The sequence below is a fragment of the Pseudomonas sp. A39 genome, from assembly GCF_058145955.1.
On sequence record NZ_JBYVMD010000010.1, the window covers coordinates 155,739 to 179,864 of the forward strand.

The following is a 24,126-nucleotide window of genomic DNA, read 5'->3' on the forward strand; positions in this document are numbered from 1 at the left end:
GGCAGCTTCACGTTACAAGCTTCAAGCAGCGAGCTGGAAGCTTAGAGACAAGCGGTCGGCTGCCAGGCCAGAAGCCCGGCAGCGCACGCCTGTCGCTGCCTTACTGCGATTTGCGAACCCGCAGGTACCACTCGGAGAGCAGCCGTACCTGTTTGTCTGTGTAGCCGCGCTCGACCATTCGTGTGACGAAGTCGTTGTGCTTTTGCTGATCCTCCTTGCTGGCCTTGGCGTTGAAGCTGATGACCGGCAGCAGGTCCTCGGTGTTGGAGAACATTTTCTTCTCGATGACCACCCGCAGCTTCTCGTAGCTGAGCCAGGTCGGGTTCTTGCCGTTGTTGTTGGCCCGTGCGCGCAGCACGAAGTTGACGATTTCGTTGCGGAAATCTTTCGGATTACTGATGCCGGCTGGTTTTTCGATTTTCTCCAGTTCTTCGTTGAGGGCTACGCGATTGAGGATCTCACCGGTTTCCGGATCCCGGTATTCCTGGTCCTGGATCCAGAAGTCGGCGTACAGCACGTAGCGGTCGAAGATGTTCTGGCCATATTCGCTGTAGGACTCCAGGTACGCGGTCTGGATTTCCTTGCCGATGAACTCGATGTAGCGCGGCGCCAGGTATTCCTTGAGGAAGCGCAGGTAGCGCTCGCGGGTTTCTGCCTGGAATTGCTCCTGTTCGATCTGCTGTTCCAGCACGTAGAGCAGATGTACCGGGTTGGCGGCGATCTCGTGGGGGTCGAAGTTGAAGACCTTGGACAGGATCTTGAACGCAAAGCGCGTCGACAGGCCGTTCATGCCCTCATCCACACCCGCCGTGTCGCGGTATTCCTGGATCGACTTGGCCTTGGGGTCGGTGTCCTTGAGGTTTTCGCCGTCGTACACACGCATCTTCGAGTAGATGTTCGAGTTTTCCGGCTCCTTGAGGCGTGACAGCACGGTGAACTGGGCGAGCATCTTCAGGGTGTCGGGTGCGCAGTGGGCCTTGGCCAGCGAGCTGTTGAACAGCAGTTTGTCGTAAATCTTGATCTCATCGCTGACCCGCAGGCAGTACGGCACCTTGACGATATAGATCCGGTCGATGAAGGCTTCGTTGTTCTTGTTGTTACGGAAGGTGTGCCATTCCGATTCGTTGGAGTGGGCCAGCAGGATCCCGGTGAACGGAATCGCGCCCAGGCCTTCGGTACTGTTGTAGTTGCCTTCCTGAGTCGCGGTGAGCAGGGGGTGCAGCACCTTGATCGGTGCCTTGAACATCTCCACGAACTCCATCAGGCCCTGGTTGGCCCGGCACAGTGCGCCCGAGTAGCTGTAAGCATCGGCGTCGTTCTGCGGGAATTCCTCGAGTTTGCGGATATCGACCTTACCCACCAGCGCCGATATGTCCTGGTTGTTCTCGTCGCCCGGCTCGGTCTTGGCCACGCCGATCTGGTTGAGGATCGACGGGTAGAGTTTCACCACGCGGAACTGGCTGATGTCACCGCCGAACTCGGCCAGGCGCTTGGTGGCCCAGGGTGACATGATGGTGTTGAGGTAGCGCCGTGGGATGCCGAAGTCTTCTTCGAGGATCGCGCCATCTTCCGTGGCGTTGAACAAGCCCAGGGGCGACTCGAAGACCGGTGAGCCCTTGATGGCGTAGAAGGGCACCTTCTCGATCAGTTGTTTGAGTTTTTCGGCCAGGGACGATTTACCGCCGCCGACGGGGCCGAGCAGGTAGAGGATCTGTTTCTTCTCTTCCAGGCCTTGGGCGGCATGGCGGAAGTAGGAGACGATCTGGTCAATGCATTCTTCCATTCCGTGGAAGTCTTCAAAGGCCGGGTAGCGGCGGATCACCTTGTTGGAGAATATTCGCGACAGCCGCGAATTGTTGGCGGTTTCCACCAGCTCCGGCTCGCCAATCGCCAAGAGCAGGCGTTCGGCGGCAGATGCGTAGGTGCTACGGTCTTGTTTGCACAGCTCGAGATACTCTTGCAGCGTGAGTTCTTCCTGCTGTGTGGACGCGAAGCGTTGTTGGAAGTGGCTAAAGATACTCATGACGTCGTCACCTCGCTCGATACGTGGAGCCGACGCCGGATCAATCAGTCGATGCTGGCAGACATTGGCGAACACCAATGGCCGTTTTCCCCCCAAACACCCTGAAACGCTACCGATGACCCGCACGCCGGTGTACCGGCTCTCCCCTGATTCGGATGGCCTGCGCTTAAGGATAGTTCGGAATCGGAGAGGTCAAGGCGCGATACGTAATTAGTTTGGCTGCGCCGTTCGTCAGAAACGGCGCTAGCCCAAGCGTCACGCGGGGTAGCGGGGTGTGAAAAAAATTATTGCGAATTGCCTGAAGAAATTTCCGCAGGATAAGTCGTACGCCAAAGCTCAAAGCCACCGTCCAGGCTGTAGACATCGGAGAAACCCTGGCTGACCAGATAGGCCGCCGCGCTCTGACTGGAATTGCCGTGGTAGCACGCCACGATCACGGGGGCGTCAAGGTCGGCGGCGCGGATGAAGTCGGCGATGTTGACGTTGTCCACGTGCTGGGCACCGGTGATGTGGCCGGCCGCATACGTCGGCTGGTCACGGATGTCGACCACCACTGCACCTTGCTCGCGCAGGGCCTGGGCGTGTTCGGGATGGATACGTTTGAATTCGCTCATGGCGGGCTCCTATGGCTTGGCCGTAGCCGGCAGTGTAACGGGAAGGGGAGATTCGCACTGGCAGCTATAACGCTCGCCGGTGTCGATATTCATCAGGGTCATGGCGCCGCCCCACACGCAACCGGTGTCGAGGGCGAAGATGCCGGGCTCATCGCACTTGCCTTCAAGCGCTGCCCAATGACCAAAAACGATCTTGGTGTCACGGGTCTTGCGCTCTTTGTGAGCAAACCACGGTTTGTAACCCGGCAGCGCGGTGTCGGCGCCTTCTTTGCTCTTGAGGTCCAGTTTGCCTTCAGCGGTGCAGAAGCGCATGCGGGTGAAATAGTTGGTGATCACTCGTAGGCGGGCGACGCCGGTCAGGTCGTTGTCCCACTTGACGGGATCGTTGCCGTACATGCCGTCGAGATAGGCGGTATACAGGGTGTCATCGGCCAGTGCGCTTTCGACTTCAGCGGCACACTTGAGGGCTTTCTTCAGTGTCCACTGGGGCGGGATGCCAGCATGGACCAGGGCCATGTTGCGGCCTTGGTCGTAATGCATGATTTTTTGCCGGCGCAGCCAGTCGAGCAACTCGGCGCGATCCGGCGCTTCGAGGATTTCCCGCAGGGTGTCGCCCTTTTTCAGGCGCTCGATCGTGTTGCTGGCCGCCAGCAGGTGCAGGTCGTGGTTGCCCAGCACGCACACCAGGGAGTCACGCAGGCTATATAAGTAGCGCAGGGTCTCCAGGGACTCAGGGCCCCGGTTGACCACATCACCCACCAGCCACAGTCGATCCTTTGCCGGGTCGAAGGCTACGCGATCAAGCAGGCACTTGAGGGGCTCCAGACAACCTTGCAGGTCGCCGACCGCATAGGTCGCCATCAGTGCAGGGCTCCCGGCACCGCGAGGCGGAAGGGCGCAATGATGGCGTCGAACAATTTACCGTCAGTGGCTTTCATCTGATACGAACCCTGCATGGTGCCGACCTTGGAGGTCATCACCGTGCCGCTGCTGTAGGTGTGGCTGGCGCCTATGTCGATCAGCGGCTGCTGGCCTACCACGCCCGCGCCGCGCACTTCTTCGACCTGGCCGTCACCGTCGGTGATGACCCAGTGGCGTGACAGCAACTTGGCCGGCACCAGCCCGTTGTTTTTCACCGTGATGGTGTAGGCAAAGGCGAAGCGGTTCTGTTCAGGTTGCGATTGGTCCGCGAGGAAGCGGGTGACGACGCTGACGTCGATCTGGTAGCGAGGATCGGACATGCAAGAGGCCTTAAAAGCAAAAGCGGAGGACAGCAGATGCGGGTCAGTCTAGGCCAAGAAGCGGGCACTAGGCCAGACATGCTGTCCGGCCCAGGCACTACAGGCTTCAGTCCGCAGTGGGCGCAGGCTGGATGGCAAGCTGGTCGGCCAAGCGCACGAATGCGGCCAGGTCCAACTGCTCGGGCCGCAGGCTGCCATCGACGCCGGCGGCTTCGATTTCGGCCTGGCTCAACAGCGCCTTGAGCGTGTTGCGCAGGGTTTTGCGGCGCTGGTTGAAGGCTTCACGCACCACGCGCTCAAGCAATTTGTGATCCTTGGCCGGATGCGGCAGCACGGCGTGTGGCACCAGGCGCACGATGGCCGAGTCGACCTTCGGCGGCGGGTTGAACGCACCGGGGCCGACGTTGAACAGGTGTTCGACGCGGCAGTGGTACTGGACCATGATCGACAGCCGACCCCAATCACCACCCCCCGGCCCGGCAGCCAGGCGTTCCACCACTTCCTTTTGCAGCATGAAGTGCATGTCGCGGATGATCCCGGCGTTGTTCAGCAGGTGGAAAATCAGCGGCGTGGAGATGTTGTACGGCAGGTTACCTACCACCCGCAGGCTGTTGGGCGCTGCATTGAGGGTATTGAAGTCGAACTTCAGTGCATCCCCCTGATGCAGGTTGAAGTTGGGCATGCCGGCGAACTGCTGGTTGAGGATCGGGATCAGGTCCTTGTCCAGTTCCACCACGTCCAGTTGGCCGCCGCTGGCCAGCAGGCCCTGGGTCAATGCGCCCTGGCCCGGGCCGATTTCCAGCAGACGGTCTTCGGGCTTGGCATGGATCGAGCGCAGGATGCGGTCGATCACGCCGGCGTCGTGCAGGAAGTTTTGCCCGAAGCGCTTACGCGCCCGGTGTTGGTAATGCTCAGTCATATACGGGTCTCGGCCATCTGATAGGCGGTTTCCAGGGCCACGTGCAGGCTGCCGGTATCGATCTTGCCGCTGCCCGCCAGGTCCAGGGCAGTGCCATGGTCGACGGAGGTACGGATGATCGGCAGGCCCAGTGTCACGTTGACGGCGGCGCCGAAGCCTTTGTATTTAAGCACCGGCAGCCCCTGGTCGTGGTACATCGCCAGCACTGCGTCGCAGTGCTCCAGATATTTGGGGGTAAACAGAGTGTCCGCTGGCAGTGGGCCGCGCAGGTCCATGCCTTCTTGGCGCAGACGCTCCAGGGTGGGTTCGATGATGTCGATTTCTTCATGGCCCAGGTGGCCGCCTTCACCGGCGTGGGGGTTAAGCCCACAGACCAGGATGCGCGGTTGGGCGATGCCGAATTTCTGTTGCAGGTCGGCGTGCAGGATGCGTGTCACGCGCTCCAGTCGCTCGACGGTGATGGCATCGGCAATCTCACGCAGCGGCAGGTGCGTGGTCACCAGGGCGACCCGCAGGCCGCGTGTGGCCAACATCATCACGACTTGAGCGGTGTGGGTCAGTTCGGCGAGGAACTCGGTGTGGCCGGAAAAGGCGATGCCGGATTCGTTGATCACGCCCTTGTGCACCGGGGCCGTGATCATGCCGGCGAAATCGCCATCGATGCAGCCTTGCCCTGCGCGCGTCAGGGTTTCCAGCACGAACGCCGCGTTGGCCTTGTCCAGTTGCCCGGCAACCACCTTGGCCTGTAGCGGGGTGTCCCACACATACAAGCTACCGGCGGGGGCGGGCAAGTCGGGCCAGTTGCCTGGCGCCACGTCCAGCAAAGTGACAGCCACACCCAGCTGCGCGGCCCGCTCAAGGAGCAGGTCGCGGCTGGTAATAGCAATCAGGGGGTGTGGCTGAGGTTGCGAGGCGAGCAGCAGGCACAGGTCAGGACCAATGCCGGCCGGCTCGCCGGGTGTCACCGCGAAACGCTGGGGTTTCACTGAGCGGCCTGGTCGGTGCCTGTTTGCGGGGCGCCTGGCAGCTTGTTTTCCACGTAGGCTTCGTCACGGATCTGACGCAGCCAGGTTTGCAGCTCTTCGTCGTACTTGCGGTTACGCAGTACGTTCAACGCTTGTTGCTCGCGGGCTTGGTTGGTGTTGTCGGTAGCGCGACGGCCAAGGACTTCCAGCACATGCCAGCCATATTGGGTCTTGAACGGCTTGGACAGTACGCCTTGCGGAGTATCGGCCATCACCTGCTGGAACTCAGGCACCAGGGCCTTCGGGTCGATCCAGTTCAAATCGCCGCCGTTGAGGGCGGAACCTGGGTCTTCCGAGAAGCTTTTGGCCAAGGTGGCGAAGTCTTCACCGCTTTCGATGCGGTCATAGATCTTCTGGGCCAGTTCCTTGGTTTGGGCTTCGGTACGGATTTCACTCGGTTTGACCAGGATGTGGCGAACATGTACCTCATCCTTGAGCGAGGTTTCACCGCCGCGTTTTTCCAGGAGCTTGAGGATGATGAAGCCACCCGGCGTACGCGCAGGCTGGGTGATACCACCCACTTCCATGGCGCTCAGTTCACGGTCGAACGGAGGTGGCAGTTGAGCGGCTTTACGCCAGCCCATGTCACCGCCTTCGAGGGCGTTGTCGCTGCCGGACTGGGCAATGGCCATCTGGGCAAAATCAGCACCGGCCTTGAGGCGATCATAGATAGCCTGGGTCTTGGCGGCGGCTGCATTGAGCTGCTCGGAGTTGGCGCTGTCCGGGGTTGGGATCAGGATATTGGCCAAGTGCAGTTCTTCGGAAAGCTGCATCTTGCCCAAGTCGGACGCCAGGAAGTTCTTCACTTCCTGCTCGGACACCTGAACCCGCTCGGCGACACGGCGCTGACGCACACGGCTGATGATCATTTCACGGCGGATCTGGTCACGGGCGTCCTCATAGGACAAACCGTCGTGGGCCAGGGCTGCACGGAACTGGTCAATGCTCATGTTGTTGCGCTGGGCAATAGTGCCCACGGCCTGGTTCAGTTCTTCGTCCGAAATACGGATGCCGGAACGATCACCGATCTGCAGTTGCAGGTTTTCGACGATCAGGCGTTCCAGTACCTGTTGGTCCAGGACGCTGGTAGGTGGCACGCCACCGCCACGCTTGGCGATGGTTTGCTGGACTTCCTTGACGCGTTGGTCCAGTTGGCTCTGCATGATCACGTCGTTATCGACGATGGCCACGACCTTGTCCAGTTGTTGAACCGCAGCGTGAGCCGATGCGGTCCCCAGGAGCAGTGCGCCCAGCACTAGCGGGCGCAGACAATCAGAAAGCTTGGTCTTCACGTTCACGATAACCTTCAATGCCTTTGTCGAGGAAGCTCTCTACCTTGGCGCCGGTCAGGCCGCCGAGTCCTTTGAGGACGATCTGGAAGAAGAGCCCGTGGTCACCCTTTTCGTTAAGCGGGGCGATCTGGCTGTATTCGTCGTTGGAAACCCAGTAACGGTTGATGACGCGCAGTTTCCAGCAGCAGTTGTCGTACTCGAAACCACCGAAGGCTTCCAGGGTGCGGTTGCGGGCGTAGTCATACTGCCAGCGGGTGATCAGGTTCCACTGAGGAATGATCGGCCACATCATCGAGAAGTCGTGTTGTTGGATTTTGTAGTAATCCTTCACGAAGTTCGGATCGCCTGGCTGCCCGTAGTCACCACCGAACTGCCATTTGCCGGTCAGCTGGTTGTAGACCACCTGGTCGTTACGATAACGGTAACCGACGTTGATGATCTTGTTCGGGTTGTCTTCCGGCTGGTAGTGAAGCATCGCGCTGCCGGAACGAGGACTGTGTTCCTCGGTGTCCCAGTTGTAATCAGCGGTGGCGCGCCAGTCGCGGTTGAAGCGGAACTCGTAGTCCAGGGCGACTGGTGATACATCCGAGTTTGCATCGGCACGGTCGGAAGCCAGGATGCCCGGCAGTTGGACTTCACGATCCTTGAAGTACAGCGCCTGGCCCACGGAGACGCGCTGACGCTCGAAGCCGTTGTCTTCGATCCAGCGGCTGGTCAAGCCCAGGGACAGCTTGTTCTCGTCACCGATCCGGTCAGCGCCGCTGAAGCGGTTGTCGCGGAACAGCGAGGCGTAGCTGAACGAGTATTCGCTGGTGTCGAAGACCGGGATATCAGCCTGGTCCTTGTTCGGTACGTAGAGGTAGAACGCACGCGGCTCAAGGGTCTGGCGATAATCTTTGCCGAACCAGTTGGTGTTGCGATCAAAGTACAGGCCGCTGTCGACACTCGCCACCGGAACCGCACGGTCCTGGGAGCTCTTGAACGTGCCACCCGCGTAAGGGTTGGCGGCGGTTGCTGCAGCTTGGTCAGCAATAATCTGGTTCTTGCCGGTGCTGTCCAGGTCCAGGTCGTACTTGGTGTAGACGTACTTGAGCTTCGGCGTCACAAAGCCATAGGTCCAGTTCATCGGATATTCAACAGCTGGAGCTACGTTGAGTCGAGTACCGTTTGCACGGGTCAGGCCTCTGACGTAGGTGTCCAGGCGAGGCGACACGAGGCCGTCCTGATCGGTAAAGGTACCGTTCTCCAGACTGCGTTCAAAGCGAACAGCTTCAGTCTCGTAGGTAAAGTCCAGCCCGCCCGGATGATACGGGAGCGCACCATTGAAGGTGATTTGCGGCAACCGGTCATACGGCGTGATCTGGGAGATCGTCGCCAACTGGTAAGCCTGGACGTTCAGGCGCGCCTGGTAAGAGTCGCCCCGGTAGGTCACGGAACCCTGTTGATTAAGGGCATCCCGGCTTTCAACGCCTTCCTGGAACGACTTCAGATCCTGGAAGTAGTAAGGATCGCTGATCCGGGTGTAGTCGACCTGGGTCAGTACACGCGAATCCAGCCCACCCTTGTGTTGCCAGTTGAGCATGTAGCGGGTTTTTTCGTAATCGGTCTGCTTGCTGCGCTCGTCGTTGTCGTCGTTCAGGTACGCGCCGCCGAACTGGCCTTCGCTGGACTTGGTGAGGTAGCGGAATTCGCCTTCCATCAACAAACCGCGCTTGGTCATGTATTGCGGGTACAACGTGGCGTCGTAGTTTGGCGCCAGGTTGAAGTAGTACGGCGTAACCAGGGTGAAGCCGGTTTCGCTGCCGGTGCTGAAGCTTGGCGGCAGGAAGCCGGATTGACGACGGTCGTCGATCGGGAAGTAGATGTAAGGGGTATAGAGGATCGGGATGTTCTTGATCCGCAACGTCGCGTTGGTGGCCGTACCGAAACCGGTGGCCGGGTTCAACGTGATGTTGTTGCCCTTGAGCTGCCAGGCGTTGCTGTCTGGCTCGCACGTTGTGTACGTACCGTCCTTGAGACGGATGATCGCGTTCTCGGCACGCTTGGCGTACAGCGCGTTACCGCGGATACGCGACTTGTGCAGCACGTATTCGGCGTTGTCGATCTGGGCCGCGCCGGTATCGAGTTGCACTTCGGCGTGGTCGCCCACGATCAGTGCGCCGTTGTCGCGCAGACGGACTTTGCCGTTCAGCTCGCCACGGTTCTCGGCCTGGTACAGGCTGGCTTCTTCCGATTCCAGCTGCATGCTGCCCTGGCGCATGACGACGTCACCGGCCAGGGTCGCGACCTGTTGTTCCTGCTCGTAACGCGAGGCCTTGGCGCCGATGAAGGTGGGCGCATCGCTCTTGTTCGTCTTGTCGTTCATGCCAGGACGAGTCGGCTCGATGTACGCACCGCCGCAGTAAGGGCCGGTTTCGGCCAGTTGCGCTGCGGTCAGCTTGTCGCGCGGTACCCAGTCCAGGTGGCTGTAGTCGGCGCTGCGCGAGCGCAGGCCACGGCCCTTGGATTCGGTGACCAGTGCGGTCTGCGGCACGGCCTCGGCTTTGCCGCCGGCATCGGCTTGCGCCGTGCTGTTGGCGGAGCTGATGGCTGCGCCATCATGCACCGGGCGTGGTGGCAACGGGGCTGCGGCGGTTTTCGGCGCGCAATCCCAGGCACCCGAAGCAGAGACTGAGCAGTCATACTGTTCCGCGGCGACCACGAATGAGGTGGCGAAGGGTTGCAGGGCCAGCAGACTGCCGGTTACCAGCAACGGAAATTTTCTACGAAACGCGGGGGATTTCAATGCCATCTTATTAGTCCGGGCTTCCTGCGTGCCATCTGCCCGCGGTTTGGGCCGCACGCCTCTCGATGGTCTGAAAAAGATGCGTGATAATAAAGCATGCCCCGCTTGACGGCTAGCGCCGTCGGAGACCCTTGTAATGCCCGAGCACGATCTACGTTTACAACAGCTGGAAGTCTGGCTGGATGAGCAGTTGCCGATCCTTTTCAACGCTCAAGGCTGGGGTGCCGTACCCCCGGCCACATTGACCGCGGCCAGCAGCGACGCGAGTTTCAGGCGCTATTTCCGTTGGGAAGGCGGTGGCCGGACATTCGTGGTGATGGACGCCCCACCCCCCCAGGAAAACTGCAAACCTTTCGTCGATATCGCGCATTTGTTAGCGAAGTCGGGAATAAATGTGCCAAAAATTTATGCAGAAGATTTGCCGCGAGGCTTTCTTTTGCTCAATGACCTGGGCACAAAAACCTATTTGGACGTGATTGACGAGCAGAATGCCGATCAATTGTTTGCCGATGCCATCGACGCCTTGCTGGCTTTTCAGCAATTACCGATGGACGCGCCACTGCCCAGCTATGACGTAGCCTTGCTGCGCCGCGAGCTCGAATTGTTTCCCGAGTGGTACGTGCGCCGGCATCTGGGTATCGAACTCGATACGCAGCAGCAAGCGCTTTGGCAGCGTGTCAGCGATCACCTGATCGACAGCGCCCTGGCCCAGCCAAAGGTGCTGGTACACCGCGACTACATGCCGCGCAACCTGATGATCAGCGAACCGAACCCTGGCGTGCTGGACTTCCAGGATGCGGTCTACGGGCCTGTCACCTATGACATCACTTGCCTGTTCAAAGATGCCTTCCTCAGTTGGCCCAAGGCCCGCGTGCGGGATTGGCAGCGCGGTTACTGGCAGCGTGCCGGGCAATTGGGCATTCCGGTGCAGGCGGATGTCGAAGAATTCCTGCGTGCCAGCGACTTGATGGGCGTGCAGCGTCACCTCAAGGTCATCGGCATTTTTGCGCGCATCTGTCATCGCGACGGTAAGCCACGCTACCTGGCCGACGTACCGCGCTTCTTTGCTTATATAGAAGCGGTACTGGCGGACCGTCCGGAACTGAGCGAACTGGGTGAACTGCTGGCCAGCCTGCGTCAACCCGCCGAGGCGAGCGTATGAAGGCCATGATCCTGGCCGCCGGCAAAGGCGAGCGGATGCGTCCGCTGACCTTGCACACGCCCAAGCCGCTGGTGCAGGCCGGCGGTAAGCGCTTGATCGAGTATCACTTGGAGGCGCTGGCCAAGGCCGGCTTCACCGAGATCGTGATCAACCATGCCTGGCTCGGCCAGCAGATCGAAAGCTATCTGGGGGACGGCGCGCAGTTTGGCTTGCGCATCCGTTATTCGCCTGAGGGTGAGCCGCTGGAAACCGGCGGCGGGATTTTCCAGGCACTGCCGTTACTGGGGGATGAGCCGTTCCTGGTGGTCAATGGCGATATCTGGACCGATTACAACTTCGCCCGGCTCAAGCAACCGCTCAAGGGCCTGGCTCACCTGGTGATGGTCGATAACCCGGCGCATCACCCCTCGGGCGGTGATTTCTACCTTGATCAGGGTTTACTTCATGATGCCGCGCCCGGTGCCGATAACCTGACCTTCAGTGGCATTTCCGTACTCGACCCCAAGCTGTTCGCGGGTTGCAGCGCGGGTGCCTTCAAGCTGGCGCCGCTTTTGCGGGCAGCCATGGCCAAAGGTCTGGTAACGGGGGAGCACATGGCAGGACGCTGGATTGATGTCGGCACGCTGGAGCGCCTGGCGCAAGTCGAAACCCTGCTGGCAGCGGGGCAGTAACATGCTGTGGCCAGGGACGCTGATCGGCGCCGGGGCTGGCTTTGCGATTGCCAGTATTCCGGGGGCTTTGTTGGGTGCGCTGTTGGGGCAGGCGCTGGACCGCCGTCTGCAACTGCACAGCTGGGCGCAGTTGCGCGAGCGCCTGGGCGGGCGCCCGGTGTTGCGCAATGACGAGTTGTTGTTTGTGTTGCTGGGGCGTCTGGCCAAGAGCAATGGGCGAGTGGTGGATGGACATATCCAGCAGGCGCGCCAGGAAATGCGTGGGCTGGACATGAGCGACTCAGCGCAACGCCGTGCGATTGCGGCGTTTAATCGCGGCAAGTCCGGCGCCGACCGGGTGCGCAGCTATCTGCGTGTGCTCAAGGCTCAACCCCATGCGGCAGAAGGGGTATTGCGTGCGTGCTGGCGCATGGCCTGGGCGGACGGCAAGGCCGGTGACGCCGAGCGTGACCTGATTGATCAATGGGGCAAGTGGCTGGGCTGGACGCCGCAACAACTCCAGGCATTGGCGGGTGACTACACGCCGGAGCGCAAACCCTTGGTGAGTCGGGGCGGCACCTATCAGGATGCGTTGCGCTTGCTGGGTGTGACGGCGACCACCGAACCGTCGGCGATCAAGCGTGCCTATCGCCGACTGCTCAGCCGCCATCATCCGGACAAGATTGCCGGTACCGGCGCGAGTCCTGCGCAAGTGCGTGAGGCCACGGAGCGCACTCGGGAATTGCACAATGCCTACACGTTGATCCGCGAGCGCCGGGATTTCCGTTAACGATCGGGAAGTGGCAATCCAATCCACATGTGGGAGCAAGCCCCCTCCCACATTGGATCCAGGGTGGTGTTGAAGCCGGTGATCAGTCTGAAGTCGCCTGCGGGCTCAACCAGCCACGAACCCTGCGATACAACTGTTCCTGCTCTGCAGCACTGTTGCCGGGCAGGGTCTTCAGCGACACCTGTTTATAACCCTCATTCTTCAAGCGCTTGGCCGCCTGGGCACGTGCCAGAGCGTTTTTGCGTGATTGGGCGTCGTCTTGATAGAAGACATCGGCGGTCGGCAGTTTCAGGCCGGGCGCCAGTTGCTGCACATCCGGATGGCGCCCGGTGGGCGTCTGCGCCGCGACCATGACGAGCCTCTGCACCTGGGACGGTTGCTTCTCGCTCACATAACGTGCGGCCCACCACGCGCCGGTGCCGTGGCCGAGCAGCACGACGCTGCGTGCGCTCTGGGTCTGGGCGAAGGCCACGGCGGCATCGATGCGATCGAAGATGCGCGAGGCGTCAGTCTTGTCTTGCTCGTCTGCGCCAGGCACCACCGCAGGGTCGGTGCCTTCGGCTTCGGCGCTGGCGGCCTGCTCGATGGGTTTGTCGGCGGTGCTCGCTTCTTTACTGCTGGTGTCGACGGTGGCCTTGGGCGCTTCCATGACGCGCGGCGGCAGGGTATCTACGCTCACGTCCGGCAATGACAGGCTGAGACTGCCCCAATTGGCATCCGGCAATTTATGCCGCAACGGGCTGATTGCTTGCGGCCAGTCAGCATTTTCGCCGGCGCCGGGTACGATAATCACCACGCCTTCGGGCTCGGCGCTGTTGGCCGGTTTCCACAGCGCGAGAAAGGTATCGCTGCCGGCCTGCAATTGTTGCTGTTCCTGTTGCGGGATTTTACGTTCCAGGGCGCTGGCTTCTTCCTTGCTGCGCTCGGGCAAGGGCTGGCGTTCGACGGGTTTTTCGACGGCAGGCTCAGGCGCGTCAGCGGCCTGTACAGAAAAGGCACTGGTAATAAGCAGCGACAGGCACAATGCTGGCAGTGCCGAACGGTGGAGAAAGGGCATCGTTAATTCCCGGCCAGAAGTGATTCCAGCAGCCTAATGGGTTGGTCAGTATTTGTCAGTGATGTGAGACGTGGATCATGGGTTTTCGCTGTCTGCTGGTTATCGGCTGTTTGTGCCTTGCCTTGATGGCAAATGCCGCCCCTGCGCCCGCCGCACCCCAGGCGCAGCTCACTGTGCAACAACGCGAATGGCTGGCCCAGCACCCGGAGCTGCGGGTGGGCCTGGTGTTGCAGGCGCCATACGCGCAATACGATCGGCGTTTGCAGCGGTTGTCCGGGGCAAATGTCGACTTGATGCAGTGGCTGGCCAAGGCGCTGGGCATCGAGCTGACCTGGCGCAACTTCCCCAGCCAGGAGCAACTGGAAGCGGCCGTACGCGAGGGCGAAGTGGACATCGCCCCTGGCCTGCAGCAAACCCCGGCCGGTTTGCGCCTGTGGTTGTTCTCCGATCCCTACATGCGTGTGCCGCAGCACATCGTCGGCATCCGGGAGGGCGGCGGCGCGGTGGAGTTGGAAAAACTCGATGACCAATCCCGCGTCGCCGTGCGCATGCCCAGCGCCGTGGCCGATTACCTGCGCAGTACCTATCCGAGCCTGAACCTGCAAGGCGTGCCCATGGAGCGCCAGGCCCTGCAATTGCTGGTCAGCCAGCAAGCGCGCTACGCCGTGGTGGATGAGGCGCAACTTAGCCGTTTGTCCGGCGAGGCGGAGTTCGCCGGGCTGGCGGTCGTGGGCGATATCGGCCTGCCGCAATTGCTGCGGGTGGCTACACGTCGGGAATGGCCGGAGCTGGCCGGCATCATGGAAAGCGCCTTGCGCGCCATCCCCGCCCGCGACCTGGACCAACTGCACAGCCGCTGGCTGCAGCCCAAGTACCCACGGCTGACGGAATCACCGGGCCTGTGGCAAAACGTCAGCCTGTTGCTGGGCCTGCTCCTGCTTGCCAGCCTGGCGGTGGTGTTCTGGCAGCGTCGCCAGCAGCGCGTGTTGGAGCACGGCTTACTGGCTGCCCGCGAAGAGAGCGAGGCCCGTGCAGCCGGCGCCGAAGCACTACGGCTGACGCAATTCTCCATCGATCAAAGCACGGTCGGTATCCTTTGGGTCAACTGGGACAGCCATGTGCGCTACGCCAACCGTGCGGCCGAAAACATGCTTGGCTACGGCCCCGGTGCGTTGATCGAGCGGCCGCTTATTGACCTCGACCCCACCTTGGATATGGACCGCTGGCTCAACCTGTGGAAGCGCGCGCGGGCCAGCGAAGAGGGCCCACAGAACTTTGCCACCGATTGCCGGCGTGCAGATGGCAGCATCCTGCCGACCAACGTGTCCTTGAGCTTTCTGCGCTTTGCCGAGGCCGAATACCTGGTGGTCTACCTCAACGACGTCACCGAGTTGCGCCGAACGCTGGCCGCCTTGCTGCAAAGTGAAGCGCAACTGCGCGAGCTGTCCGCCCACCTGGAAACCGTGCGCGAAGAAGAAAAAGCCCGTATTGCCCGTGAGGTGCACGACGAACTCGGGCAAATGCTCACCGTGCTCAAGCTCGAAACTTCCATGTGCGAGCTGGCCTATGCGCAACTCGACCCCGGTTTGCACGAGCGTTTGAACAGCATGAAACGCCTGATCGCCCAGCTGTTCCAGCTGGTGCGGGATGTGGCGACGGCACTGCGCCCGCCGATTCTGGATGCAGGCATTGCCTCGGCCATCGAATGGCAGGCGCGACGCTTTGAAGCGCGCACACACATTCCTTGCCTGGTGCAGGTGCCGGATAACCTGCCGGCGCTGAGCGATGCCAAGGCGATCGGCCTGTTTCGCATCCTGCAGGAAGCGCTGACCAATGTGATGCGCCACGCCCAGGCGCATACTGTCGAGCTGACCCTGGCGGTGGAAGGGACGGATTTACGGCTGACCATCAGCGACGATGGCGTCGGTTTCATCCAGGCCCAGGGCCGACCGGTATCATTCGGCCTGGTGGGCATGCGTGAGCGGGTGCTGATCATGGGCGGGCAACTGCGCCTGGACAGCGAACGGGGGGAGGGCACCACCCTGAGTGTGACGGTGCCGTTGGATGCATAACACCAAGAGGAAGTCCTTGTGATCCGCGTACTGGTAGCCGAAGACCACACCATTGTTCGTGAAGGTATCAAGCAATTGATCGGCCTGGCCAAAGACCTGCTGGTGGTTGGGGAAGCGAGCAATGGCGAGCAACTGCTCGAGACCTTGCGCCATGTGCCGTGCGAGGTGGTGTTGCTGGACATCTCGATGCCCGGCGTCAATGGCCTGGAAGCGATTGCGCGCATTCGTGCGTTGAACAATCCGCCGGCGATCCTGGTGCTGTCGATGCACGATGAAGCGCAAATGGCCGCCCGAGCCTTGAAAGTGGGGGCGGCGGGTTATGCGACCAAGGACAGCGACCCGGCGCTGTTGCTCACGGCGATCCGCAAGGTCGCGGCCGGCGGGCGTTACATCGACCCGGACCTGGCCGACCGCATGGTCTTCGAAGTCGGCCTTACCGATACCCGGCCGCTGCATTCATTGCTCTCGGAGCGCGAGTTCTCGGTGTTCGAGCGTCTGGCCCAGGGCGCCAACGTCAACGATATCGCCCAGCAACTGGCGCTGAGCAGCAAGACCATCAGCACGCACAAGGCGCGGTTGATGCAAAAGCTCAATATCACCTCCCTGGCTGAACTGGTGAAGTACGCGATGGAGCACAAGCTGCTTTAACCACATGCCTGTTTACGACGCCCTTTGAGCGGCGCTGAGCTGATGGCTGGCGCAGGGCGCTGCGGCACTGTTCTATCCCCGCCATGCGTGTAGGGCGATCCCTACCCCGAACCTTCCATCCGGCTGATGCCATTCTCTCCTGGCCCCCGATTTCCGGGGGCTCGTGCCTGGACTACGCTTGTTCCACAGCAGTCCAAAATACAAAGGTGCGGGTATGAGCGAGGTGGATACAAATGATGTGCTGGTCAGCTTTCGTGGCGTGCAGAAGAGCTACGACGGCGAGAACCTGATCGTCAAAGACCTCAACCTGGAGATTCGCAAGGGCGAGTTCCTTACCCTGCTCGGGCCTTCCGGTTCGGGCAAGACCACCAGCCTGATGATGCTCGCCGGCTTTGAAACGCCGACCGCCGGTGAAATCCAGCTGGCCGGGCGCTCCATCAACAACGTACCGCCGCACAAGCGCGACATCGGCATGGTGTTCCAGAACTACGCGCTGTTCCCGCACATGACCGTGGCCGAAAACCTGGGGTTTCCCCTCTCTGTGCGTGGCCTGAGCAAGACCGATATCAGCGAGCGGGTCAAACGCGTGCTGAGCATGGTCCAGCTCGACGCGTTCGCCCAACGCTACCCGGCGCAACTGTCCGGCGGCCAGCAACAGCGTGTGGCGCTGGCCCGAGCGTTGGTGTTCGAACCGCAACTGGTGCTGATGGACGAACCCCTCGGCGCCCTCGACAAGCAACTGCGCGAACACATGCAGATGGAGATCAAGCACCTGCATCAGCGCCTCGGCGTGACCGTGGTGTACGTGACCCACGACCAGGGCGAAGCGTTGACCATGTCCGACCGGGTGGCAGTGTTCCACCAGGGCGAGATCCAACAGATCGCCGCACCGCGCACGTTGTACGAAGAACCCAAGAACACCTTCGTCGCCAACTTCATCGGTGAAAACAACCGTCTCAATGGCCGCCTGCACAGCCACACCGGCGACCGCTGTGTCGTCGAGCTGGCGCGCGGCGAGAAAGTCGAGGCGCTGGCCGTGAACGTCGGCCAGGTCGGTGGCCCGGTAACGCTTTCGGTGCGTCCGGAACGTGTGAGCCTCAATGGCTCCAGCGAAAGCTGCGTCAACCGCTTCTCCGGGCGGGTGGCGGAATTCATCTACCTGGGCGACCACGTGCGCGTGCGCCTGGAAGTCTGCGGCAAGGCCGATTTTTTTGTGAAACAACCGATTGCCGAGCTGGACCCAGCCCTGGCGGTCGGCGACGTGGTACCGATTGGCTGGCAAGTCGAGCACGTTCGCGCACTCGACCCACTTCTAGAGGCGAATTGATCGCCCCATGGCTTCACCAACCCTGCACGTGGAGAGAACAACAATGTTGAGTTCCTTGAAGTATTCCGTCCTGGCATTGAGTTTGATGGGCGCGACACAGGCCATGGCCGGCCCGGACCTGACCGTCGTGTCCTTTGGTGGCGCGAACAAGGCGGCTCAGGTCAAAGCCTTCTACGCACCGTGGGAAAGCGCGGGCAACGGCAAGATCGTCGCCGGCGAGTACAACGGCGAAATGGCCAAGGTGAAAGCCATGGTCGACACCAAGAGCGTGTCCTGGGACCTGGTGGAGGTGGAGTCGCCTGAACTGTCCCGTGGCTGCGACGAAGACATGTTCGAGCCACTGGACCCGAAACTGTTCGGCAACGCTGCCGATTACGTGAAGGGGGCGATCCAGCCGTGCGGCGTGGGCTTCTTCGTATGGTCGACGGTGCTGGCCTACAACGCCGATAAGTTGGCGTCCGCGCCGACCAGCTGGGCGGATTTCTGGGACACCAAGAAATTCCCGGGCAAGCGCGGTTTGCGCAAAGGCGCCAAGTACACCCTGGAATTCGCCTTGATGGCCGACGGCGTGGCGCCTAAGGACGTATACAAAGTGCTGGCCGGCAAAGATGGCCAGGACCGCGCATTCAAGAAACTCGATGAACTCAAGCCGTCGATCCAGTGGTGGGAAGCCGGCGCACAACCGCCGCAGTACCTGGCCTCGGGTGACGTGGTGATGAGCTCGGCCTACAACGGCCGCATTGCCGCCGTGCAGAAAGAAAGCAACCTGAAAGTGGTATGGAACGGCGGTATCTACGACTTCGACGCGTGGGCCATTCCTAAAGGCCTGGCCAAGGATCGTGCGGAAGCGGCGAAGAAATTCATCGCTTTCTCGGTGCAGCCGCAGCAGCAGAAGATCTACTCGGAAAACATCGCCTACGGCCCAGCCAATACCCAAGCCGTCCCGTTGCTGGCCAAGGACATCCTCAAGGACATGCCGACCACCCCGGAAAACATCGCCAACCAAGTGCAGATCGATGTGAGCTTCTGGGCGGACAACGGTGAGCAGTTGGAGCAGCGCTTCAATTCCTGGGCTGCCAAGTAACCCTTCTGGATCGGACTTTGTAGTGAGCGGGCTTGCCCCGCGCTGGGTGGCGAAGCCGCCCCAAGCCAGGCGCCGCATTCTTCCAGACAGAATCCAGGTGCCTGGTTTCAGGGCGGCTTCGCCACCCAGCGCGGGGCAAGCCCGCTCACTACGGGTTAGAGCCCAGCCATAGATGTGTCGTCATTTTCAAGATCCGGAGTCAGCCATGGCTATCGCCGTTCCCTCGAACGAGGTCAACAGCCCCACCCTCAAGCAGCGCCTGGCGCGCGCCGAGCGGCTTAATCGCTGGAAGGCCCAGGCCTTGATTGCGCCGCTGGTGCTGTTTTTGCTGCTGGTGTTCCTGGTGCCGATCGTTGCGCTGCTCTACAAAAGCGTGGGCAACCCGGAAGTGGTGGGCGGTCTGCCGCGCACCGTGGTGGCGGTGACGGCCTGGGACGGTCGTGGCTTGCCGGGCGAGCCGGTGTACCAGGCCCTCAGTGAAGACCTGGGCGAAGCGCGCAAAAACCAGACCCTGGGCGATCTGTCCAAGCGCCTGAACATGGAACTGGCCGGCTACCGCAGCCTGCTGACCAAAACCGCGCGGGCGCTGCCGTTCAGTGAAGCGCCTGCCTCTTATAAGGAAGCGTTGGAAAACCTCGACGAACGCTGGGGCGACCCGGCGTACTGGCAGGCGATCCGGCGCAATACCAGCAGCCTGACACCGTTCTACCTGCTGGCGGCTGTCGATCACCGCATCGACGACCTCGGCGAAGTAGCGCCGGCCACGCCAGACCAGGCGATCTACCTGGACATTTTTGCCCGCACTTTCTGGATGGGCCTGGTGATCACGGCTATCTGCCTGCTGCTGGCCTATCCCCTGGCGTACCTGCTGGCCAACCTGCCGGCGCGCAAAAGCAATCTGTTGATGATTCTAGTGTTGCTGCCGTTCTGGACCTCGATCCTGGTGCGGGTAGCCGCGTGGATTGTGTTGCTGCAGTCCGGCGGCCTGATCAACAGCGCAATGATGAGCTTGGGACTGATCGACAAACCGGTGGAACTGGTGTTCAACCGTACCGGTGTCTACATCTCCATGGTGCACATCCTGCTGCCGTTCATGATTCTGCCGATCTACAGCGTGATGAAAGGCATCTCGCCGACCTACATGCGCGCCGCGATTTCCCTGGGTTGTCACCCGTTCGCCAGCTTCTGGCGCGTGTATTTCCCGCAGACCTACGCCGGAGTGGGCGCCGGTTGCCTGCTGGTGTTCATCCTGGCAATTGGTTACTACATCACCCCGGCCCTGCTGGGCAGCCCGAACGACCAGATGGTCAGCTACTTCGTGGCGTTCTACACCAACACCAGTATCAACTGGGGCATGGCGACGGCGTTGGGCGGCTTGCTGCTGCTGGCGACCGTGGTGCTGTACCTGATCTACAACCGGCTGGTGGGCGCCAGCCGCCTGCGCCTGAGCTAAGGAGGCCCTGCGATGCTGAGCCCTTATAAGTCGCCCGTTGAGCGGGTGTGGTTCTACAGCTTGCGGATCCTTTGCGGCTTGATCCTGTTGTTCCTGATATTGCCCGTGCTGGTGATCATTCCGCTGTCGTTCAACAGCGGCAGTTTCCTGGTGTACCCGCTGCAAGGTTTTTCGCTGCACTGGTACCAGGACTTCTTCGCCTCCGCCGAATGGATGCGTGCGCTGAAGAACAGCATCATCGTCGCCCCGGCGGCCACGGTGCTGGCTATGGTGTTCGGCACCCTGGCGGCGATCGGCCTGACGCGCGGTAATTTCCCCGGCAAGGCGTTGGTCATGGCGCTGGTGATTTCGCCGATGGTGGTGCCGGTGGTGATTATCGGCGTGGCCAGTTACCTGTTCTTTGCACCGCTGGGCCTGGGCAACAGCTTTTTCTCGTTGATCGTGGTGCATGCGGTGCTGGGCGTGCCGTTTGTGATCATCACCGTGTCGGCGACCTTGCAGGGCTTCAACCACAATCTGGTGCGGGCGGCGGCCAGTCTTGGCGCATCGCCGTTGACTGCGTTTCGCCGAGTGACCTTGCCGTTGATTGCGCCAGGCGTGATTTCCGGGGCGTTGTTTGCCTTCGCCACGTCGTTCGATGAAGTGGTGGTGACGCTGTTCCTCGCCGGCCCGGAGCAAGCGACCCTGCCGCGCCAGATGTTCAGCGGCATCCGCGAAAACCTCAGCCCGACGATTGCGGCGGCGGCAACGCTGTTGATTGCCTTCTCGGTGTTGCTGTTGCTGACCCTGGAATGGTTGCGTGGCCGCAGTGAGAAGCTGCGTACTGCGGCGGTCTAACGGCCTGCTGGAGATTCAAGTGTGGGAGGGGGCTTGCCCCCGATAGCGGTGGGTCAGCCAGCATTGGTGTAGCTTGACACTCAGCCATCGGGGGCAAGCCCCCTCCCACATTGGTTTTGTGTTGTCTTGGAAATAACCATTCAGGCCCTGAATGCTGGGCAACCCCATTTTCCGAGCTACTCTTGTGCCAGCCCATCCCTGATAAGAGGCCGCGCACATGAGTACCTCCTCATTCAAGATCGCCCACAAACTGCTCACCGGCGCTGGCGCCATCGAACAACTGGACTTTGAGCTCACCCGCCTGGATGTGGACAACCCGCTGATCGTCACCGACGCCGCGCTGGTCAAGTCCGGCACCGTGGCGCTGGCACTCGAGCACCTGGGCGAACGCAGCTACGAGATTTTCGACCGCGTCCTGCCTGACCCGGAAATCGCCATCGTCGAGGACTGCATGCGTGTCTACCGCGAGGGTGGGCATGACGGCTTGATCGGCCTGGGCGGCGGCAGCGCCATCGATATCGCCAAAAGCGTTGCCGCCTATGCCGGATACCACGGCGCGCTGGCGGATTTGTTCGGCGTCGACCAGGTGCCGCGCAAGGGCCCGCCGCTGATTGCCATCCCGACCACGGCGGGCACCGGCTCGGAAGTGACCAATGTGGCGATCCTCTCCGACAAGGCCGCGCAGCTGAAAAAAGGCATTGTCAGCGACTACCTGCTGCCGGACGTCGCGCTGATCAGCCCGCAAATGACCCTGACCTGCCCGCGCAGCGTCACCGCCGCCAGCGGCGTGGATGCGCTGGTGCATGCCATCGAATCCTACCTGTCGCTGAATGCTTCGCCGATCACCGACGCGCTGGCCATCGGCGCTATCAAACTGATCGCCAAGGCGTTGCCCAAGGCCTACGCGAACCCCGCGAACCTGCAGGCGCGAGACGATATGGCCACCGCCAGCCTGATGGCCGGTATGGCGTTCGGGAATGCCGGGGTGGGCGCGGTGCATGCGTTGGCGTACCCGCTGGGTGGGCGTTTCAATATTGCCCATGGTGTGAGCAACGCGCTGTTGCTGCCCTATGTGATGCACTGGAACAAGCTGGCCTGTGTGGAGCGTATGCAGGATATTGCGCAGGCCATGGGCGTGAATGTCGCCGGCTTGAGCGTCAATGATGCCGCCGACCAAGCTGTCGAGGCCATGACGCGACTGTGTGCCGCAGTGGAGATCCCGGCGGGCCTGCGCAGTTTCGGGGTGCCCGAGGACGCGATCCCCGCCATGGCCGTGGAGGCGGCGGGCATTGAACGGTTGATGCGCAACAATCCGCGCAAGCTCAGCGCGGCGGATATCGAGAAAATCTATCGGGCTGCGTACTAGCCATTGAGCCAGGTCACGGTGCGCGCGGCAAAGCATGAGGTATACAATGCGCGCCATCGTGATTTAGCTCAAAAAAGGTGCGTCATGCAGCCCTTCGTCATTGCTCCATCGATTCTCTCCGCCGACTTCGCCCGCCTGGGTGAGGAAGTGGACAAGGTGTTGGCCGCCGGTGCCGACTTCGTGCACTTCGATGTCATGGACAACCACTACGTACCCAACCTGACCATCGGCCCGATGGTTTGCGCCGCGTTGCGCAAGTACGGCATCACTGCGCCGATCGATGCGCACCTGATGGTCAGCCCGGTGGATCGCATCATCGGCGACTTCGTTGACGCCGGCGCGACCTACATCACCTTCCACCCGGAAGCCTCGCTGCACGTCGACCGCACCCTGCAACTGATCCGCGAAGGCGGCTGCAAGGCGGGCCTGGTGTTCAACCCGGCCACTCCACTGAGCGTGCTTGAGTACGTGATGGACAAGGTCGACATGATCCTGCTGATGAGCGTCAACCCGGGCTTCGGCGGGCAGAAGTTCATCCCCGGTACGCTGAACAAGCTGCGCGAAGCCCGCGCGCTGATCGACGCCTCGGGTCGTGACATCCGCCTGGAAATCGACGGCGGGGTCAACGTCAACAACATCCGCGAAATCGCCGCGGCTGGCGCCGACACCTTCGTGGCCGGCTCGGCGATCTTCAACGCGCCGGACTACCAAGAGGTCATCGATAAGATGCGCGCCGAACTGGCGCTGGCGCGTCCATGAGCGGCTTTGAGCAGCTGTTCCCCGGCAAATTGCCACGGCTGGTGATGTTCGATCTTGACGGTACCTTGATCGACTCGGTGCCCGACCTGGCGGCGGCGGTGGACGAGATGCTGCTCAAGCTGGGGCGCAAGCCGGCCGGGGTCGACTCGGTGCGCGAATGGGTTGGCAACGGCGTGCAGATGCTGGTGCGCCGCGCCTTGGCCGATCACATCGATGCCGAAGGCGTGGATGAGGTGGAGGCTGAGCACGCCCTGGAACTGTTCAACGCCGCCTATGAAGACGGCCACGAACTGACCGTGGTTTACCCGGGCGTGCGCGACACCCTCAAGTGGCTGAGCAAGCAGGGCGTGGAAATGGCCCTGATCACCAACAAGCCGGAACGCTTTGTCGCACCGCTGTTGGATCAGATGAAAATCGGCCGTTATTTCCGCTGGATCATCGGTGGCGATACCCTGCCGCAGAAAAAGCCGGACCCGGCGGCGCTTTTTTTCGTGATGAAAATGGCCAATATCCCGGCCTCGCAGTCGTTGTTTGTCGGCGATTCGCGCAGTGATGTGCAGGCGGCAAAGGCCGCGGGTGTGCAGTGTGTAGCCCTCAGTTACGGCTATAACCATGGCCGGCCGATTGCCGAAGAGTCGCCGGCAATGGTCATTGATGACCTGCGCCTGCTAATCCCCGGTTGCTTGGGAGCTGGCGCTGAGATAACGTTGCCCGACACCGATCCGTTCCCTTCTGGAAATTCCATCGTGGTGGTCACTCGCAAACTCTGGATGAAAGTTATCAAGGCCCTGGCCCGCTGGCGTTGGCGCGCCTGACTGATCCTGGCCGCGCTCTGCGGCACGTTTGCATACCTGACTGTTAGATCCTCAAGCCACGAGGCATATCATGACCCGCGAAGAATTCCTGCGTTTGGCCGCTGCCGGCTATAACCGTATCCCCCTGGCCTGCGAAACCCTGGCCGACTTCGACACGCCGTTGTCGATCTACCTGAAACTGGCCGACGAGCCCAACTCCTACCTGCT

The 24,126-nt window shown here is 61.3% G+C and carries 22 protein-coding genes; 13 read left to right on the top strand and 9 right to left on the bottom strand.

The window, feature by feature from the left end; all coding sequences use genetic code 11:
- Positions 1-100: 100 nt before the first annotated feature.
- The 8 genes from AC3ZU9_RS10780 to AC3ZU9_RS10815 all read right to left on the bottom strand — a co-directional run bounded on the left by AC3ZU9_RS10780 (position 101) and on the right by AC3ZU9_RS10815 (position 9,905).
- Positions 101-2,023 carry a PrkA family serine protein kinase gene (locus tag AC3ZU9_RS10780; protein WP_003194732.1) on the bottom strand — a complete coding sequence of 641 codons (1,923 nt, stop codon included), beginning with the start codon at positions 2,021-2,023 and terminating at the stop codon, positions 101-103.
- Between the two features lie 284 nt (positions 2,024-2,307).
- Complete coding sequence (gene glpE, locus AC3ZU9_RS10785; protein WP_122811819.1) at positions 2,308-2,637, bottom strand: thiosulfate sulfurtransferase GlpE; 330 nt, start codon at positions 2,635-2,637, stop codon at positions 2,308-2,310.
- Positions 2,638-2,646: 9 nt separating this feature from the next.
- Entirely contained in the window at positions 2,647-3,498 is an 852-nt protein-coding gene (locus AC3ZU9_RS10790) for a symmetrical bis(5'-nucleosyl)-tetraphosphatase (protein ID WP_490090686.1), read from the bottom strand.
- Positions 3,498-3,878, bottom strand: coding sequence for a Co2+/Mg2+ efflux protein ApaG (apaG, locus tag AC3ZU9_RS10795; RefSeq protein WP_015886176.1), 381 nt, complete (start codon positions 3,876-3,878; stop codon positions 3,498-3,500). Before apaG ends, AC3ZU9_RS10790 begins: the two co-directional genes overlap by 1 nt.
- Before the next feature lie 106 nt (positions 3,879-3,984).
- The gene (gene rsmA, locus AC3ZU9_RS10800; RefSeq protein ID WP_015886175.1) at positions 3,985-4,797 is read right to left on the bottom strand and encodes a 16S rRNA (adenine(1518)-N(6)/adenine(1519)-N(6))-dimethyltransferase RsmA; all 813 of its coding nucleotides are present in this window, start codon (positions 4,795-4,797) and stop codon (positions 3,985-3,987) included.
- The gene (gene pdxA / locus AC3ZU9_RS10805; protein WP_046035017.1) at positions 4,794-5,783 is read right to left on the bottom strand and encodes a 4-hydroxythreonine-4-phosphate dehydrogenase PdxA; all 990 of its coding nucleotides are present in this window, start codon (positions 5,781-5,783) and stop codon (positions 4,794-4,796) included. The genes rsmA and pdxA overlap by 4 nt, the downstream gene beginning before the upstream one ends.
- The gene (locus tag AC3ZU9_RS10810) at positions 5,780-7,120 is read right to left on the bottom strand and encodes a peptidylprolyl isomerase (protein ID WP_043205983.1); all 1,341 of its coding nucleotides are present in this window, start codon (positions 7,118-7,120) and stop codon (positions 5,780-5,782) included. The genes pdxA and AC3ZU9_RS10810 overlap by 4 nt, the downstream gene beginning before the upstream one ends.
- Positions 7,095-9,905, bottom strand: coding sequence for an LPS-assembly protein LptD (locus AC3ZU9_RS10815; protein WP_015886172.1), 2,811 nt, complete (start codon positions 9,903-9,905; stop codon positions 7,095-7,097). Before AC3ZU9_RS10815 ends, AC3ZU9_RS10810 begins: the two co-directional genes overlap by 26 nt.
- 130 nt (positions 9,906-10,035) lie before the next feature.
- On the opposite strand from AC3ZU9_RS10815, the gene AC3ZU9_RS10820 reads away from it, so the two are divergent.
- From AC3ZU9_RS10820 to AC3ZU9_RS10830, 3 genes are read left to right on the top strand one after another with little or no spacing between them, the layout of a single operon-like run.
- Positions 10,036-11,061 (top strand): aminoglycoside phosphotransferase family protein, encoded by a 1,026-nt coding sequence (locus tag AC3ZU9_RS10820; RefSeq protein ID WP_015886171.1) that lies wholly within the window; start codon positions 10,036-10,038, stop codon positions 11,059-11,061.
- Positions 11,058-11,732 (top strand): N-acetylmuramate alpha-1-phosphate uridylyltransferase MurU, encoded by a 675-nt coding sequence (gene murU, locus AC3ZU9_RS10825; protein ID WP_015886170.1) that lies wholly within the window; start codon positions 11,058-11,060, stop codon positions 11,730-11,732. The genes AC3ZU9_RS10820 and murU overlap by 4 nt, the downstream gene beginning before the upstream one ends.
- 1 nt (position 11,733) lies before the next feature.
- On the top strand, positions 11,734-12,501 hold the full coding sequence (locus AC3ZU9_RS10830) for a TerB family tellurite resistance protein (protein ID WP_064054222.1): 768 nt from the start codon (positions 11,734-11,736) through the stop codon (positions 12,499-12,501).
- A gap of 82 nt (positions 12,502-12,583) precedes the next feature.
- Here the strand turns inward: AC3ZU9_RS10830 and AC3ZU9_RS10835 are convergent, their stop codons facing one another.
- Positions 12,584-13,558: an alpha/beta hydrolase family protein gene (locus AC3ZU9_RS10835; RefSeq protein ID WP_102061911.1), complete on the bottom strand. Its 975-nt coding sequence runs from the start codon at positions 13,556-13,558 to the stop codon at positions 12,584-12,586.
- Positions 13,559-13,635: 77 nt separating this feature from the next.
- Here AC3ZU9_RS10835 and AC3ZU9_RS10840 point away from each other — a divergent pair, with 77 nt between their 5' ends.
- The 10 genes from AC3ZU9_RS10840 to AC3ZU9_RS10885 all read left to right on the top strand — a co-directional run.
- The gene (locus tag AC3ZU9_RS10840) at positions 13,636-15,630 is read left to right on the top strand and encodes a PAS domain-containing sensor histidine kinase (RefSeq protein WP_490090687.1); all 1,995 of its coding nucleotides are present in this window, start codon (positions 13,636-13,638) and stop codon (positions 15,628-15,630) included.
- A gap of 18 nt (positions 15,631-15,648) precedes the next feature.
- Positions 15,649-16,278, top strand: coding sequence for a response regulator (locus AC3ZU9_RS10845; RefSeq protein WP_015886166.1), 630 nt, complete (start codon positions 15,649-15,651; stop codon positions 16,276-16,278).
- A gap of 214 nt (positions 16,279-16,492) precedes the next feature.
- Positions 16,493-17,605, top strand: a complete 1,113-nt coding sequence (locus tag AC3ZU9_RS10850; protein ID WP_015886165.1) for an ABC transporter ATP-binding protein — start codon at positions 16,493-16,495, stop codon at positions 17,603-17,605.
- 43 nt (positions 17,606-17,648) lie between these two features.
- Entirely contained in the window at positions 17,649-18,689 is a 1,041-nt protein-coding gene (locus tag AC3ZU9_RS10855; RefSeq protein ID WP_490090688.1) for an ABC transporter substrate-binding protein, read from the top strand.
- A 205-nt stretch (positions 18,690-18,894) separates the two neighbouring features.
- Entirely contained in the window at positions 18,895-20,142 is a 1,248-nt protein-coding gene (locus AC3ZU9_RS10860; RefSeq protein ID WP_015886163.1) for an ABC transporter permease, read from the top strand.
- Positions 20,143-20,154: 12 nt separating this feature from the next.
- Positions 20,155-20,979 (top strand): ABC transporter permease, encoded by an 825-nt coding sequence (locus tag AC3ZU9_RS10865; protein WP_093542394.1) that lies wholly within the window; start codon positions 20,155-20,157, stop codon positions 20,977-20,979.
- A 217-nt stretch (positions 20,980-21,196) separates the two neighbouring features.
- Positions 21,197-22,345 carry an iron-containing alcohol dehydrogenase gene (locus AC3ZU9_RS10870; protein ID WP_102061913.1) on the top strand — a complete coding sequence of 383 codons (1,149 nt, stop codon included), beginning with the start codon at positions 21,197-21,199 and terminating at the stop codon, positions 22,343-22,345.
- A gap of 84 nt (positions 22,346-22,429) precedes the next feature.
- A complete protein-coding gene (gene rpe, locus AC3ZU9_RS10875; RefSeq protein ID WP_046035020.1) occupies positions 22,430-23,104 on the top strand; it encodes a ribulose-phosphate 3-epimerase in 675 nt (224 codons plus the stop codon).
- Entirely contained in the window at positions 23,101-23,919 is an 819-nt protein-coding gene (locus tag AC3ZU9_RS10880; protein ID WP_490090689.1) for a phosphoglycolate phosphatase, read from the top strand. Before rpe ends, AC3ZU9_RS10880 begins: the two co-directional genes overlap by 4 nt.
- Positions 23,920-23,989: 70 nt before the next feature.
- On the top strand, positions 23,990-24,126 hold a 137-nt coding region (locus AC3ZU9_RS10885; RefSeq protein WP_490090692.1), incomplete at its 3' end, for a hypothetical protein.

Coding starts and splice junctions, on each gene's coding strand:
- AC3ZU9_RS10780 (WP_003194732.1), bottom strand. CDS start 2,023: ATGAGTATCTTTAGCCACTTCCAACAACGCTTCGCGTCCACACAGCAG.
- glpE (WP_122811819.1), bottom strand. CDS start 2,637: ATGAGCGAATTCAAACGTATCCATCCCGAACACGCCCAGGCCCTGCGC.
- AC3ZU9_RS10790 (WP_490090686.1), bottom strand. CDS start 3,498: ATGGCGACCTATGCGGTCGGCGACCTGCAAGGTTGTCTGGAGCCCCTC.
- apaG (WP_015886176.1), bottom strand. CDS start 3,878: ATGTCCGATCCTCGCTACCAGATCGACGTCAGCGTCGTCACCCGCTTC.
- rsmA (WP_015886175.1), bottom strand. CDS start 4,797: ATGACTGAGCATTACCAACACCGGGCGCGTAAGCGCTTCGGGCAAAAC.
- AC3ZU9_RS10815 (WP_015886172.1), bottom strand. CDS start 9,905: ATGGCATTGAAATCCCCCGCGTTTCGTAGAAAATTTCCGTTGCTGGTA.
- AC3ZU9_RS10820 (WP_015886171.1), top strand. CDS start 10,036: ATGCCCGAGCACGATCTACGTTTACAACAGCTGGAAGTCTGGCTGGAT.
- murU (WP_015886170.1), top strand. CDS start 11,058: ATGAAGGCCATGATCCTGGCCGCCGGCAAAGGCGAGCGGATGCGTCCG.
- AC3ZU9_RS10830 (WP_064054222.1), top strand. CDS start 11,734: ATGCTGTGGCCAGGGACGCTGATCGGCGCCGGGGCTGGCTTTGCGATT.
- AC3ZU9_RS10835 (WP_102061911.1), bottom strand. CDS start 13,558: ATGCCCTTTCTCCACCGTTCGGCACTGCCAGCATTGTGCCTGTCGCTG.
- AC3ZU9_RS10840 (WP_490090687.1), top strand. CDS start 13,636: ATGGGTTTTCGCTGTCTGCTGGTTATCGGCTGTTTGTGCCTTGCCTTG.
- AC3ZU9_RS10850 (WP_015886165.1), top strand. CDS start 16,493: ATGAGCGAGGTGGATACAAATGATGTGCTGGTCAGCTTTCGTGGCGTG.
- AC3ZU9_RS10855 (WP_490090688.1), top strand. CDS start 17,649: ATGTTGAGTTCCTTGAAGTATTCCGTCCTGGCATTGAGTTTGATGGGC.
- AC3ZU9_RS10860 (WP_015886163.1), top strand. CDS start 18,895: ATGGCTATCGCCGTTCCCTCGAACGAGGTCAACAGCCCCACCCTCAAG.
- AC3ZU9_RS10865 (WP_093542394.1), top strand. CDS start 20,155: ATGCTGAGCCCTTATAAGTCGCCCGTTGAGCGGGTGTGGTTCTACAGC.
- AC3ZU9_RS10870 (WP_102061913.1), top strand. CDS start 21,197: ATGAGTACCTCCTCATTCAAGATCGCCCACAAACTGCTCACCGGCGCT.
- rpe (WP_046035020.1), top strand. CDS start 22,430: ATGCAGCCCTTCGTCATTGCTCCATCGATTCTCTCCGCCGACTTCGCC.
- AC3ZU9_RS10880 (WP_490090689.1), top strand. CDS start 23,101: ATGAGCGGCTTTGAGCAGCTGTTCCCCGGCAAATTGCCACGGCTGGTG.